Here is a 13667-nt window from a genome sequence, read left to right on the forward strand (position 1 = left end):
CCAGATATTCACCGGCGGCACTGCTGGGCAGGATCGCGTTGCTGGGCGAAAGATGATCGGTGGTGATGTTGTCGCCCAGCACCGCCAGCGGGCGCAGGTGGGTGAGCGTGCGCTCGCCGGCCAGCGCGCCTTCCCAGTAGGGCGGGTTGCGGATGTAGGTGCTCATCGGCCGCCAGGCGTACAGCGGCTTGGCTTGGGTCTTGGCGCGGGCGGCAAACATCGGTTCATAGATGCGGCGGAACTGTTCTGGCTTGACGCTGGCCTTCACCATCGTGTCGATTTCGGCATCGGTCGGCCAGATGTCTTTCAGGCGCACCGGCTGGCCAGCGTGGTCGATACCCAGCACGTCTTTTTCGATATCAAAGCGCACCGTGCCGGCGATGGCGTAGGCAATCACCAGCGGCGGCGAGGCGAGGAAGGCCTGCTTGGCATACGGATGGATGCGGCCATCGAAATTCCGGTTGCCGCTCAATACCGCTGTCACATACAAATCGCGCTCGATCACTTCTTTCTGGATCACTGGATCCAGTGCGCCGCTCATGCCGTTGCAGGTGGTGCAGGCAAAGCCGACGATGCCGAAACCCAGCTGTTCCAGCTCGCCCAGCAGCTTGGCTTCTTCCAGATACAACTGCACCGCTTTCGAGCCGGGTGCCAGCGAGGTCTTCACCCACGGTTTGCGGGTCAGCCCACGCGCATTGGCATTGCGCGCCAACAGGCCGGCGGCAATCACGTTGCGCGGGTTGCTGGTATTGGTGCAACTGGTAATCGCGGCGATGATCACCGCGCCATCGGGGATCAAGCCTTGTGCTTCATCACTCCGCGCGGCGTCGAGTTTGGCGGTGTCGGCAATCCCGCGTTCGTGCAATGCGCTGACCGGCAAGCGCCGATGCGGGTTGGACGGCCCGGCCAGATTGCGCACGACCGTCGACAGGTCGAAATGCAGGGTGCGCTCGAATTGCGCATCACGCAGATCCTCGGCCCAGAAGCCGCAATGTTTGGCATAGGTTTCAACCAAGGCCACCTGCGCATCCTCGCGCCCGGTCAAACGCAGGTAATCCAGGGTGTTGTCATCAATCGCGAACATCGCCGCTGTCGCGCCGTATTCGGGCGCCATGTTGGAAATGGTGGCGCGGTCGCCAATGGTCAGCGCCGCCGCGCCTTCGCCGCGGAACTCCAGATACGCACCAACCACTTTGGATGCACGCAAGAATTCGGTCAGCGCCAGCACCACGTCGGTGGCGGTGATACCGGGGCCGGGCTTGCCGGCCAGCTCCACCGCGATGATGTCGGGCAGGCGCATCCACGACGGGTTGCCCAGCATCACGCTTTCGGCTTCCAGCCCGCCCACGCCGACCGCAATCACGCCCAGTGCATCCACATGCGGCGTGTGCGAATCGGTGCCGACGCAGGTGTCCGGGAAGGCCACGCCATCCTTGACGTAAATCACCGGCGACATTTTTTCCAGATTGATCTGATGCATGATCCCGTTGCCGGCCGGGATCACATCCACATTGTCGAACGCCAGCCGCGTCCATTCGATGAAGTCGAAACGGTCGGCATTGCGGCGGTCCTCGATCACACGGTTCTTCGCAAACGCCTCCTTGTCGAAACCCGGCGCTTCCACCGCCAGCGAGTGATCGACGATCAACTGCACCGGCACGACAGGATTCACCTCGGCCGGATCACCGCCTTGTGCGGCGATGGCTTCACGCAGGCCGGCCAGATCCACCAGTGCGGTTTGGCCGAGGATGTCGTGGCAGACCACCCGCGCCGGGAACCACGGGAAGTCGATGTCGCGCTTGCGTTCGATCAACTGCCCGAGGAATGCGTCGCGTCGCGCTGGATCGGCGCAGCGCACGATGTTTTCGGCATGCACCCGCGCCGTATACGGCAAGCCTGCCCACGCACCGGGCTGGAGCGATTCAACCGCTTCCCGCGCATCGAAAAAATCCAGGGACGTGTCGGGCAGGGGCTTGCGGTAGGTTGCGCGTGACATGGAAGTGGGCACCGTACGTGGGGGTAGATGTAATACGCCATTGTCGCCGATCGGGTTGGTCGTTGTTGTGCAGTGCGGGATGGCATGGCAACGCTATTTCGAAAGAAATAAGGCGCAAAAATATTTCGAAAAGAAAATAAATCGCCAACATTTAGAAATTTAACCTAAGATTCGATACCAAGCCGTCATTACGGCAGCGTTTGTTGTGCACACGGCCATACCCGCCCATGGGTATTCATGCGGCATTGGAGGAGTTCACCATGCAGGTTCTGACATTGGGGGGTCGTAGGCCATTGCGGCGGTGGTTTGGGCCGTGGGTGTTGGCGTTGCTGTGCGTTGCCATGTGCACGCTGGCACAGGCACAACCGCGCCCAGTGGCGCAGACGTTTGGTTGGAAAGATGCGCAATTCCAATTGAACGGCAAGCCGTTTGTGATACGTGGCGGCGAGATGCATTTCAGCCGCATCCCGCGTGCGCATTGGCGTAGCCGCCTGCAAATGCTCAAGGCGATGGGATTGAACACGGTCGGGACCTATCTGTTCTGGAACCTGCACGAACCACGCCCCGGTCATTTTGACTTTAGCGGGCAAAATGATATCGCCGCGTTTGTGCGCATCGCCCAAGAGGAAGGTCTCTGGGTGATTTTGCGCCCGGGGCCGTATGCCTGTGCGGAATGGGAGTTTGGTGGATATCCGGCGTGGTTGCTGAAAACCCCGGACATGCGCGTGCGCACTTCCGATCCGCAGTTCGTGGCCGCCGCGACGCGCTACCTTGGCGAAGTCGGCAAGCAACTTGCATCGCTGCAAGTGGCCCACGGTGGGCCGATCATCACGGTGCAGGTGGAGAACGAATATGGTTCGTTTGCTGCTGACCACGCCTATATGGGCAGCATTCGCGATGCATTGCGTGCGGCAGGCTTCGACGGTCAGTTATATACCGCTGACGGTGCGACGCAAAAAATGTTGGATGGCGGCACGCTGCCGGATGTGTTGCCGGTGGTGAATTTTGGGGATGACCCGGCAGGTTCGTTTGCCGAGCTTGAAAAATTTCGTGCAGGTTTGCCACGCATGGCTGGTGAGTACTACCCCGGTTGGTTTGACCACTGGGGCGACCAGCACCACACCGGCAAGCTCGACAACGTGCTGAAAGACATTGGCTGGATGTTAGAGCGTGACGTGTCGTTCAGTCTGTATATGTTCCACGGCGGCACCAGTTTTGGCTTCATGAATGGTGCCAACTACAGCAGCAAAGAGCCATTTCAGCCGGATACAACCAGTTACGATTACGCAGCGCCACTCGACGAAGCGGGCCGTCCAACGCCGGCGTATTTCGCCTTGCGCAAGCTGATTGGCAAGCATCTGCAAGCATCTGCAAGCAGGCGAGACCTTGGCAAACGTGCCGCCATCGCCACCGATGCTAGCGATCCCACGTGTCAAGTTGCACCAATCGGCACCGCTGTCCTCGCTGCTGACAACGCCAGTACGCGCGGTGCGCCCACTGCGTTTTGAAGAGCTCGATCAAGCCTATGGCTTTGTTTGGTATCGCAGCCGCGTGCCCAAGGCCAAGGCAGTGCTAGAAGTCGGCGACGTGCGTGACATGGCGTGGATCTACCAAGGCGGCAATCTGCTGGGCACCTTGGCGCGTAGCCGCGACCAGCGCAGCGTCATGTTGGAGACCAATGCCGAGCAGCCGCTGGATCTACTGGTGGAAAACATGGGCCGTATCAATTACGGCGCGCGCATGATCGACGAACGCAAAGGCTTGTTCGACCCGATACGTTTCAATGGCGTGCCGCTGTTGAACTGGGACATGTTCCAACTGCCATTGACGGATTTATCGTCATTAAAATTTGTGGCGGGTGGCGCGGCATCGCCGGCCTTTCATCGCGGCACGTTCAAGCTCCGCGCGCTGGGTGACAGTTTTATCGATATGCGTGGCTGGGGACGTGGCCATGTCTGGATCAATGGTCATCACTTAGGGCGCTATTGGCGCATTGGCCCCCAGCAAAGCCTGCTAGTACCGGCCCAGTGGTTGCGCCAAGGCGACAACGAAATCATCGTGCTGGAGTTGGACGGCAGTGGTGGCGGCAGTGTGCAAGGCCTGCGCGACCCTGTATATGAAACCCCCGCGCCATAACAATATTTTCGTCATCGGCGCGGTGCCCCGCGGTGAAGCGATGTGGTAGAGCGGACGTAGGCAGGCATTGGCGGTGTGACTCGGCAGAGAATGGCGGCCGTACAATGCGCATCCCATGCCCACATCCCTCGCCATCCCCGCCGCGCAACTGCGCCTCTCCGTCGCCCCGATGATGGATTGGACTGATAGCCATTGCCGGGTGTTTCATCGGCTGCTGGCGCCGCATGCACGGTTGTATAGCGAGATGGTGCACGCCAATGCGGTGGTGTTGGGGGATCGTGCGCGGTTATTGGCGATGGATCCGTGCGAGCATCCGGTGGCCTTGCAGTTGGGTGGCAGTGAGCCGACGTTGTTGGCGCAGGCGGCGCGGATTGGGGCGGATCACGGTTTTGATGAAATCAACCTCAACTGCGGTTGCCCGTCGGACCGTGTGCAAGCCGGGCGCTTTGGTGCGTGCTTGATGCGCGAACCGCAATTGGTGGCCGATTCGGTGGCGGCGATGATTGCAGCAGTGCCTGAGGTGCCGATCACGGTGAAGTGTCGGTTGGGCGTGGATGACGATCACGACTTCGCGCATTTTTTGCAGTTCATCGACACCATTGCCGAAGCCGGTTGCGCGATGTTTGTGGTGCATGCGCGCAATGCGTGGCTGAAAGGGCTTTCGCCCAAAGAAAACCGTGAGGTGCCGCCGCTGCGTTACGACTGGGCGTATCGGTTGAAACGTGAGCGCCCGGCCTTGCAGATTATTGTGAACGGCGGGATTGCCGATGCCGTCGAGGCCACGGCACATCTGGCGCATGTGGATGGCGCAATGCTGGGCCGCGCGGCGTATCACACGCCGTATGTGCTGCACGAACTCGATGTGCGCTGGTTTGGTGGCGTGCAACAATCGCGCGCCGCGTTGCTGCGTGCGTATCGTCCGTATGTCGAAACGCAACTGGCACGCGGTGTTTTTCTCAAACATATCACTCGCCACCTGCTGGGCCTGTTTGCTGGCCAGCACGGTGGCCGCGCATTTCGCCAGGTGTTGAGCGAGGGCGCACACAAACCCGGTGCCGACTGGTCTTTGGTCGAGCACGCATTGTCTTTGACCGAAAACCGAGGTTTTCCCCCGCATGATCACACGTGATTTAGAACAGTTTTTTGCTGCTGCCGGCAAAGTGCAGCCTGACTTTGGCCCGGCCACCGCACGCGCCACCTTCCTGGTGGCACCGGATGGCTTTCGGTTGGCTGAGCAATCGGCGCAGGACAATACGTATATGGCCGCAGCCGGTGCGTTTGATGCCAATCGCGCATCGCAGCAGCATCGTGACTTGCAACGCGCGATTGCGCAGGTGGTGCCCACGGTGTGCTTCGCCGGTAATCCGCAGACGCCCGATGCCGTGTTTCCCAACAATGTGTTTGGTACCGCCGATGGGCGTTACATCGTGGGCCGCATGCGTCATCCGGTGCGCCAGCGTGAAGCCGAGCGCGGCGACATTCGTGCATTTTTTCGCGATGTCCTAGGCCGTGAAGAAGTGGAGTTGTCCACCCAAGAACACGCCTGTGAGCTTACCGGCGCGCTGGTGATCGACCGCGCGCGCGGGCTGGGCTATTGCGGCTTGAGTGAGCGTTGCGATGAAGAAGGTGCGCGGCAGATGCACGATGCATTTGGCCTACGCGCCACCTTGTTGTTTGATCTGGCCGCCGGCGAATACCACACCAATGTGGTGTTGGCGGTGCTGGCCGGCCGCGCGGCGGTGGTGTGCCCGAAGGGGTTTGCCGATGCCAACGCGGCGCAGGCTATTGCCGACTTCTACGCGCCACATGCGGTGTGGTGCAGCGAAGCCGAACACGCCGCTTTCGTCGGCAACTGCATCGCACTGTCGGGTGACACGGTGTGGATGAGTGCCAACGCGGCAGCGGCGTTGACGGCGGAGCATCGCGCGCAGTTGGCCGCTGCGGGTCTGCGGGTGGAAGACGTGGCATTGGATGCGATCGAGGCGGCGGGGGGCTCGTTGCGCTGCTGCATCGGCGAGATCTACTGAGGCGCGGCACGAAGCTGAATGAAGCGGTATCCTGTTCAGGAAACTTCAGGGCAGATTCACCGCCTCCTTCCAACAATGCACCTGTCTGAGTTATCTGGTTGATTGGCCATGTCTCGTCGTATCCGCACATTACCGAATCTGCTCGCCGCGGCACTGGTGACGGCGTTGCCGGTGGCGTCGGCGTGGGCGCAACAGGCACCGCCGCGGGATCGCAGTCAAGATCGTGCCCCCGAGCGCAATTTTGATCGCCCACCGCCGCGCGATGAAATGTCCGACTCGGTACGTCGCGCCGAGCGCAACAGTCGTGGCGAAGTGCTCTCGGCCGAGCGTGTGCAGTACGACGGTCGCGATATGCATCGGGTGAAAGTGGTGGATGATCAAGGCCGGGTGCGGGTGTTTATGCAAGACCCGGCGCGTCGTGACAGCGGTCGCGACCAGGCCAAGAGCAAAGATGGCGATTGAACACGTGCTTCAACACACCAACGTCTGACACATATTCTGAGGAGTCATCATGCGGATTTTGCTGGTTGAAGACGAAGCCCCATTGCGCGAAACCCTCGCTGCGCGCCTGAAGCGTGAAGGCTATGCGGTGGACGCCGCGCAAGATGGCGAAGAAGGCCTGTATATGGGCCGCGAAGTGCCGTTCGATGTGGGCATTATTGATCTTGGTTTGCCCAAGATGACGGGCATGGAGTTGATCCGTGCTTTGCGCGCCGACGGTAAAAAATTCCCGATCTTGATCTTGACCGCACGCTCCAGTTGGCAAGACAAAGTGGATGGTCTCAAGCAAGGTGCCGATGACTATCTGGTCAAGCCGTTCCATGTGGAAGAACTACTGGCGCGCATCAATGCGCTGGTGCGCCGCGCTGCCGGTTGGAGCAAGCCAACGTTGGAATGTGGGCCAGTGGTGCTGGACTTGGCCGCGCAGACCGTGAGTGTGGACGGGGTCAACGTGGACCTGACCAGCTACGAATATAAAGTGCTGGAATACCTGATGATGCACGCCGGCGAACTGGTGTCCAAGGCCGATCTGACCGAACACATTTACCAGCAAGATTTCGACCGCGATTCCAATGTGCTGGAAGTCTTCATTGGCCGTCTGCGCAAGAAGCTGGACCCAGACGGTGCCGTAAAGCCCATCGAAACCGTGCGTGGTCGTGGCTACCGGTTTGCCATTGCGCGCAGCGGCGAGTAAGCCAGACGCCGTTCGTGCCGCATGACCCCCGCGCAGGCACCTGATCCCGCCGCGCCGCCGCGCCCGCGTCGGCTGCACATCGCGCAGCCGCGCTCGCTGCAATCGCGGCAGTTGTGGGCGGCCAGTGTCGGTCTCATGGCATTTTTGGCGTTGGCCGGTTTTGCACTGGATCGCGCCTTCCAAAGCACTGCCCAAAGCGGGATGCGCGAGCGTCTGCACAGTTATGCGCTGGCCTATGCAGGCAGCGATTTTGCCCGTGACGGTAGCGTGATCCCACCGTGGGATCCGCCGGACGCACGTTTCAAGCGCCCCGGCAGTGGGTTGTATGCGCAGATCGTTTTGACCAAGGGGCAGTGGGAGTCGGACTCGGCGCAGGGGCCAAAATTGCCGGATGGGCCGATGCTGCCGCCCGGCAAACAAGCGTTTGAAGGCCCGCTGCCGCTGACCCAAATCAATGGCCAGCCGGGGCAGGTGTACCGCTACGGTTACGGGCTGGCCTTGAGTGAAAACGATGAAACTGCGGGCGAGATTCCCTACACCGTCTATATCCTCGAAGACAGCACCGCGCTGGGCCGGCAGGTGGCCACCTTCCGCACCGCGCTGTGGCGCTACTTGGGGGGTGCCGGCGTGGTCTTGTTGCTGCTGCAAATGTGGGTGCTGCGCTGGAGTTTGCGGCCATTGCGCGACGTGATTGGTGAACTCAAGCGCGTGCAAGCCGGCAACGCTGCCGGGATGAGCGAGGCGCACCCACGCGAACTGGAGCCGCTGACCGACAGCATCAACGCCTTCATCCATAGCGAACGCGAAAACCTAGAGCGCCAGCGCAATACCTTGGCCGACTTGGCGCATAGCTTGAAGACGCCACTGGCGGTGCTGCGTTCGCGGCTGGACAGCGACACCGGTGAGCAAGAATTGCGTGCCGAAGTGGATGCGCAACTGCGGCGCATGAATGATTTGGTGTCCTACCAGTTGGCACGCGCGGCGCGCTCTGGCCATCAGCTGTTTGCCGCGCCGATCGAGATCGAGCCGCAGGCCGAGCAAATCGTGGTGGGGCTGGAAAAAGTGTATGCCGCCAAGGGCGTGCTGTGCGAATTTGAGATCGCCAGTGAAGCGCGTTTCCACGGCGAAACTTTTGACTTACAAGAGCTACTGGGCAACCTGCTGGAAAACGCCTTCAAATGGGCGAAGTCGCGAGTCTTGCTAACCGTGACCGAGGGCGAAAAAGTCGCCGACCGACGTCCGGGGCTGGTGGTTACCGTGGAAGACGATGGCCCCGGCATCGCCGAAGATCGGATTGCCTATGTGTTACAGCGTGGCGTGCGCGGTGACGAGCGCGTGCAGGGCCACGGCATTGGCATGTCAATCGTGCAGGACATCATCAAAAGCTATCGTGGGCAGTTGCAGGTCGGCCGTTCACAAGAGCTTGGTGGTGCCAAATTTGAAGTGCAATTGCCGCCCGGCTTGTAAGTATGCAGATGGGACGTTCAGCGGAACATTCCCGGCAGAAAGCTATGAAAACGTGAAGGCAGCGCGCGGGTGTCGCCAGACGTGCGTGTCGGTGCAACGGCCTGTGGTTTGACTTTGGGCGGACGTTGCGCGTGACTGCTGGCAATCGCGCCGTCCAAGTCGCCATCGTCGTAACGATCGGTGGCTGGCGCGGGGACATCGGTGGCAGTATTGGCGCTCTCGGGCAGCTGGTGTTTGACCTCCGCCGCGCTGGCATAGCCAAACGCCATCAGCAAAATGAGGCAGGGCAGAGTCTGGCGCGGACGGGGCAGGCGCATGGGCGTCACCGAGAAGAAGGGCGTGCAGGATGCACAGCACCATCCCTGACTATAGCAGGCACCGGGCGTAGTTGTTGTTGCGGTGCGGCAAATGCAAAGCTGACGGCGAGCGGGGCTGTCGCTTGCGTATGATTTACGCCATGCCGAACCCGCCCGCGCTTGCCACATCTATCTTTGCTGCCACCGCGATGTTGCGGAGGGGGACTGGGCGGTGCGCGCAGCCAAGCCGCGCGTGGCATTGCCGCTGGCGGCGGCCATGAGCGAGGTGTACGAGCGTGCCCTGTTGCTGCGCTTGGCGCAGGGCGAAGTCAGCGGTGATGTCCTAGCGCAAGAAGCCGGCCTGACCCGTGCGGCGGTGTGGAAGCGCATCGCCGCCTTGCGTGAAGCGGGGATCCGTATCGATGCCGTGCCTGGGCGTGGGTACACATTGCGGCATCCGCTGGAATTGCTTGATCCCGCACGCATTCGTGAGGGATTGCCGGTGGCATGCCAACAGCAGTTGACCGCGCTGGACGTGGCATGGTCGTTGGATTCAACCAATAGCGAACTGCTGCGTCGGCGCGCCCCAGCGCAAGGCTGCGCAGCGCTGTTGGCCGAACGCCAAACCGGTGGTCGGGGCCGGCGTGGGCGGCAGTGGGTCTCGCCATTGGCCGCGCATGTGTACCTGTCGCTGGCGCGTTGTTTTGAAGGCGGCTTGGCGCGCTTGGGGGGCTTGAGTCTGGTGACCGGCATTGCGGCATGCGAAGCCTTGCACACGCTGGGATTCACACAGGTGCGGTTGAAGTGGCCGAATGATCTGGTGGTAGTCACCGCGACTGGCATGCACAAGCTTGGTGGCCTGTTGATAGAAGGCGCTGGCGAGGCCGCCGGAACGGCGCATGCGGTGATCGGGCTGGGTGTGAACGTGCGCATGCCAGCCACCGCATCGGCCGCAGTCAGCCAAGCATGGGTGGACCTTGCGGGGCTCTGCGCAACACCACCTTCGCGCAATACCGTGGTGGTCACACTGCTGGCGCATCTCATACCGGCCTTGCAGACGTTTGAGCGCGAAGGCTTGCCGGCGTTTTTGTCACGCTATGCCGCCTGCGATGCCTTGGTTGGGCGCGCGGTCAGCGTGCATGCTGCAGCAGGCGTGTGGCATGCGCAAGCATTGGGCATTGCTGATGACGGCGCATTGCGCGTGCGCGATGCGACAGGGGCTGAGCGGCGCGTGCACGCCGGCGATGTCAGTGTGCGGACAGACGTGTTTTGATGAGGCCGAACACATGACGACGTGGTTATTCGACCTTGGCAATACCCGCCTGAAATACGCGCCCCTGCTGGCCGATGGCAGCTTGGGCCGCGTGCAGGCCTGCGCCCATGACGATGCCGGCACCTGGTTGGCGGCGCTACCAGAAGGGGATGTGGCCTGTATCGCCAGTGTGGCCTCGGAAACGCGGCGGGTGGCGCTGTTGGATGCGTTATCCAGCCGATTTATCCGTCTGCACCGGGTACACACCGAAGCTGCCCTGGGGCCTTTGCAGATTGCATACCCCATTCCCGCGCATCTTGGGGTGGACCGTTTCTTGGCCATGCTGGGTGCCTGCACCGGCACTGCCGCCTTGGTGGTGGGGGTGGGCACGGCACTGACGATCGACATCGTGGATGCACACGGTGTGCACCACGGTGGTCGCATCGCGCCCTCGCCACAGCTCATGCGCGAGGCCCTGCATGCGCGCGCCGCGCAGTTGCCAGCCAGCGGCGGCATCTACACAGAATTTGCCGATGACACGAGCCCGGCGCTGGCCGCAGGCTGCGAGGGTGCGGCACTGGCCTTGATCGAACGCAGCCTGCACATGGCCGCGAGCCAGTTGAACACAGCGCCACGCCTGTACCTGCATGGCGGCGGCGCGCAAGCGCTGCGCGTGCACCTGCCCGCGCATGTGTGGGCAGCGGATGCCGTATTGCTTGGGCTGGCGCGTTGGCACGCGCTGCGGATCGCATAAACTGCACGCATGCTGCGACGCGCTGCCATTGTCATTGTTGTGATGCTCAATCTAGGGGCCGCCGGATGGTGGTGGCTGCAACCGGTTGTGCCTGCGTCACCGGCAGTGGTCGCCGCAGACGCACCCACCCTGCACCTGGTCGGGGAAACGGCTCGCGTGGTGCCGGCATCGGCGACGACCACACCGACAGCACCGGTAGCACCACCGGCCACTCCAGCCGTCGCCGCCGCTACGCCACCGCCAGTGCAGGTGTGTTTGCGCTTTGGCCCGTTTGCACACCCCGCAGCCCGCGACGCCGCACGTGCGCGGCTATTGCAGGCAGACGTGTCCGCGCAAACGCATGACAGCCCGGCGAAGGACGTGCGCGGCTGGAAGGTGTTCCTGCCCGCACAAGCTTCGCGCGATGCGGCACTGGCACTGGCCGATAAAATCAAAGCCAGCGGCCTGACAGATTTGTTTGTGATGACCCAAGGCGATGCCGTCAACAGCATTGCCTTAGGCCGCTTCGGCAGCGAAGCCGCCGCGCAGCGCCGGCAGGCAGAAGTCGTCAGCAAAGGCTTTGCCGCGCAAGTGGCCGCCGTCGGTGGCACCCCCGCGCAACACTGGCTGGATGCCCGCCTGCCACAAACCGCTAACCGCGTGAACCTTGTCCGCATCGCCCCGGCACAGCCGTTGGATTGCAGCGCGCTGCGCTAATTCAGTTGCGCGGCAACAGGTGCGCCCGAGTTAGGTGCATATGCACATTACCCCGACGGCGACCCGCGCGCGCGGTTGCTGCAATCGGTGGCGGTGACCAATCAGGGCGGCGGCAGTGTCACCACGCTGACCACCAGCTACGCCTATACCTTGCACCCCAATGGCTTGGTGGCCAGCATGACCGTGGACGGGCCTTTGGCCGGTACGGGCGATGCGGTGACATCCACCTACGACACCGCCGGCAACTTACTGTCGGTACAAAACAGCCTAGGCCACACCACCACGTATGCCAATTACAACGCACTGGGCCAGCCGGGCACCGTCACCTCGCCCAATGGCGCGGTGGTGCAGTACACCTACAACGCCCGTGGGCAGGTGTTGACGGAAACCCGCACCATCAATGGCGCAGCGCAGACCACAACCACGGCGTATGACAACCGGGGTCGTGCGGTGACAGTCACCACCCCGGATGCGGAAAGCGTGAGCACCACCTATGACGCCTACGACCGGGTCACGCTGCTCTCCAAAGTCCGCACGCTGGAAGATCTGGATGGCTGTCAGTTTGATGACCCGGGGTGTGAAAGTGGCCGCACCGAAACCGAGCAGCAAACCTTCACCTACAACCTGCTGTCGCAGCCCACCAGCATCGGGATGAGTTCACGCTATCGTGCAACGCTGTTTGATCCCATCAAGAACAAGCCCAGACTGCTGGATTACACCACCACCCAGCAACGCACCACCTTGGTGTACGACACCGGCGGTTTCCTCAGCCAGCGCAAAGGCGAGCACGGGCAAGCCTTGACCTACCACTACAACGCCAATGGCGATGTGGATCAAATCAAGGATGCGTTGAATAACACCACCACCTACAGCTACGACCGCCAGCGCCGCGTGGCCAGCACCACCGATGCGGCGGGCACCACGCAGCTCACCTACAACGCCTTGGGCTTGACCACGCAGGTACGCGATGCCCGCAACAACGCCACCAGCTACAGCTACGACGGCCTGGGCAATCTGCTGGCGCAAACCAGCCCGGACACCGGCAGCACCAGCTTCAGCTACAACGCCGTGGGCCAGCGCACCCAGCAGCAACGCGCCGATGGCAGCACCTTGGCCTATACCTATGACGCCCTGGGCCGCCTGAAAACCCAGTCCGGCGGCGGCCAAACCCGCACGCTCACCTACGACAGCTGCGGCAACGGCAAAGGCCAACTGTGCAGCGCCGCCAAGACCGGCGGCACGGCCACCACCGCCAACTTCAGCTACACCGCATGGGGCCAGTTGGCCACCCGGCAGGATGTGCTGGGGGCCGCCACCGACACTACCAGCTACAGCTACGACGGCATGGGCCGCTTGGCCGGCATCGGCTACCCCAGCGGCGTGAGTGCGGGCTACAGCTACACCCAAGGGCGCCTGGACAAGATCACCGCCACGGTGAACGGGGTCACCAGCACCGTGGCCAGCTTCGACGGCTACCAGGTGTTTGGCCCACCGGCCTACCTGAGCTATGGCAATGGTCTGTGGCGTTCCACCAATTACGACACCGACCGTCGCGTGACCGGCATCAGCACCAGTGCCGCCAACGGCCCCATCCAAAGCCTGACCTACGGGTTTGATACCGCCGACCACATCACCGCCATCACCAACGGCGTGGATGCCGCACAAACCCAGCAGTACCAATACGATGGGGCATCGCGGCTGACCCAAGCGGCATTGGCCGGTGGCAATGTGGCCAGTTTTGGTTACGATGCCGTAAGCAACCGCATCACCCAAACCACCACCGCCCCCGCCACCAGCACGGCGTACGCCATCGCCACAGGCAGCAACCGCATGACGCAGTCCAGCATG

12 protein-coding genes and 1 pseudogene are annotated in these 13667 nt (G+C 62.1%); 11 read left to right on the forward strand and 2 right to left on the reverse strand.

Annotated features, from left to right (window positions below; translation table 11 throughout):
• Nucleotides 1-1996: aconitate hydratase AcnA (gene acnA, locus PK789_RS10350; RefSeq protein WP_324308673.1), on the reverse strand; the 1996-nt coding region annotated here is incomplete at its 3' end.
• A gap of 260 nt (nucleotides 1997-2256) precedes the next feature.
• On the opposite strand from acnA, the gene PK789_RS10355 reads away from it, so the two are divergent.
• From PK789_RS10355 to PK789_RS10385, 7 genes are all read left to right on the forward strand, one after another.
• Nucleotides 2257-3504, forward strand: a complete 1248-nt coding sequence (locus PK789_RS10355; protein ID WP_324308674.1) for a glycoside hydrolase family 35 protein — start codon at nucleotides 2257-2259, stop codon at nucleotides 3502-3504.
• Complete coding sequence (locus PK789_RS10360) at nucleotides 3485-4132, forward strand: glycoside hydrolase family 35 protein (RefSeq protein ID WP_324308675.1); 648 nt, start codon at nucleotides 3485-3487, stop codon at nucleotides 4130-4132. Before PK789_RS10355 ends, PK789_RS10360 begins: the two co-directional genes overlap by 20 nt.
• Before the next feature lie 115 nt (nucleotides 4133-4247).
• Entirely contained in the window at nucleotides 4248-5261 is a 1014-nt protein-coding gene (dusA, locus tag PK789_RS10365; RefSeq protein ID WP_324308676.1) for a tRNA dihydrouridine(20/20a) synthase DusA, read from the forward strand.
• Nucleotides 5248-6159, forward strand: a complete 912-nt coding sequence (locus tag PK789_RS10370; RefSeq protein WP_324308677.1) for an arginine deiminase-related protein — start codon at nucleotides 5248-5250, stop codon at nucleotides 6157-6159. Before dusA ends, PK789_RS10370 begins: the two co-directional genes overlap by 14 nt.
• A gap of 108 nt (nucleotides 6160-6267) precedes the next feature.
• A complete protein-coding gene (locus PK789_RS10375; RefSeq protein WP_324308678.1) occupies nucleotides 6268-6621 on the forward strand; it encodes a hypothetical protein in 354 nt (117 codons plus the stop codon).
• Nucleotides 6622-6670: 49 nt separating this feature from the next.
• Nucleotides 6671-7354 carry a response regulator transcription factor gene (locus PK789_RS10380; protein ID WP_324308679.1) on the forward strand — a complete coding sequence of 228 codons (684 nt, stop codon included), beginning with the start codon at nucleotides 6671-6673 and terminating at the stop codon, nucleotides 7352-7354.
• A 96-nt stretch (nucleotides 7355-7450) separates the two neighbouring features.
• The gene (locus tag PK789_RS10385) at nucleotides 7451-8821 is read left to right on the forward strand and encodes an ATP-binding protein (RefSeq protein WP_324308683.1); all 1371 of its coding nucleotides are present in this window, start codon (nucleotides 7451-7453) and stop codon (nucleotides 8819-8821) included.
• 17 nt (nucleotides 8822-8838) lie between these two features.
• Here PK789_RS10385 and PK789_RS10390 read toward each other — a convergent pair whose 3' ends face one another.
• Entirely contained in the window at nucleotides 8839-9138 is a 300-nt protein-coding gene (locus tag PK789_RS10390; RefSeq protein ID WP_324308680.1) for a hypothetical protein, read from the reverse strand.
• Between the two features lie 256 nt (nucleotides 9139-9394).
• Here PK789_RS10390 and birA point away from each other — a divergent pair, with 256 nt between their 5' ends.
• From birA to PK789_RS10410, 4 genes and pseudogenes are all read left to right on the forward strand, one after another.
• Nucleotides 9395-10390, forward strand: coding sequence for a bifunctional biotin--[acetyl-CoA-carboxylase] ligase/biotin operon repressor BirA (gene birA / locus PK789_RS10395; RefSeq protein ID WP_324308684.1), 996 nt, complete (start codon nucleotides 9395-9397; stop codon nucleotides 10388-10390).
• A 13-nt stretch (nucleotides 10391-10403) separates the two neighbouring features.
• Complete coding sequence (locus tag PK789_RS10400; RefSeq protein ID WP_324308681.1) at nucleotides 10404-11123, forward strand: type III pantothenate kinase; 720 nt, start codon at nucleotides 10404-10406, stop codon at nucleotides 11121-11123.
• A gap of 9 nt (nucleotides 11124-11132) precedes the next feature.
• Nucleotides 11133-11819 (forward strand): SPOR domain-containing protein, encoded by a 687-nt coding sequence (locus PK789_RS10405; RefSeq protein ID WP_324308682.1) that lies wholly within the window; start codon nucleotides 11133-11135, stop codon nucleotides 11817-11819.
• Nucleotides 11820-11906: 87 nt separating this feature from the next.
• Nucleotides 11907-13667: pseudogene (locus PK789_RS10410) on the forward strand (hypothetical protein); the annotation flags it as partial.

Origin of the sequence: Thermomonas sp. (genome assembly GCF_035369645.1) — a bacterium.
Classification (GTDB): Bacteria; Pseudomonadota; Gammaproteobacteria; order Xanthomonadales; family Xanthomonadaceae; genus Thermomonas.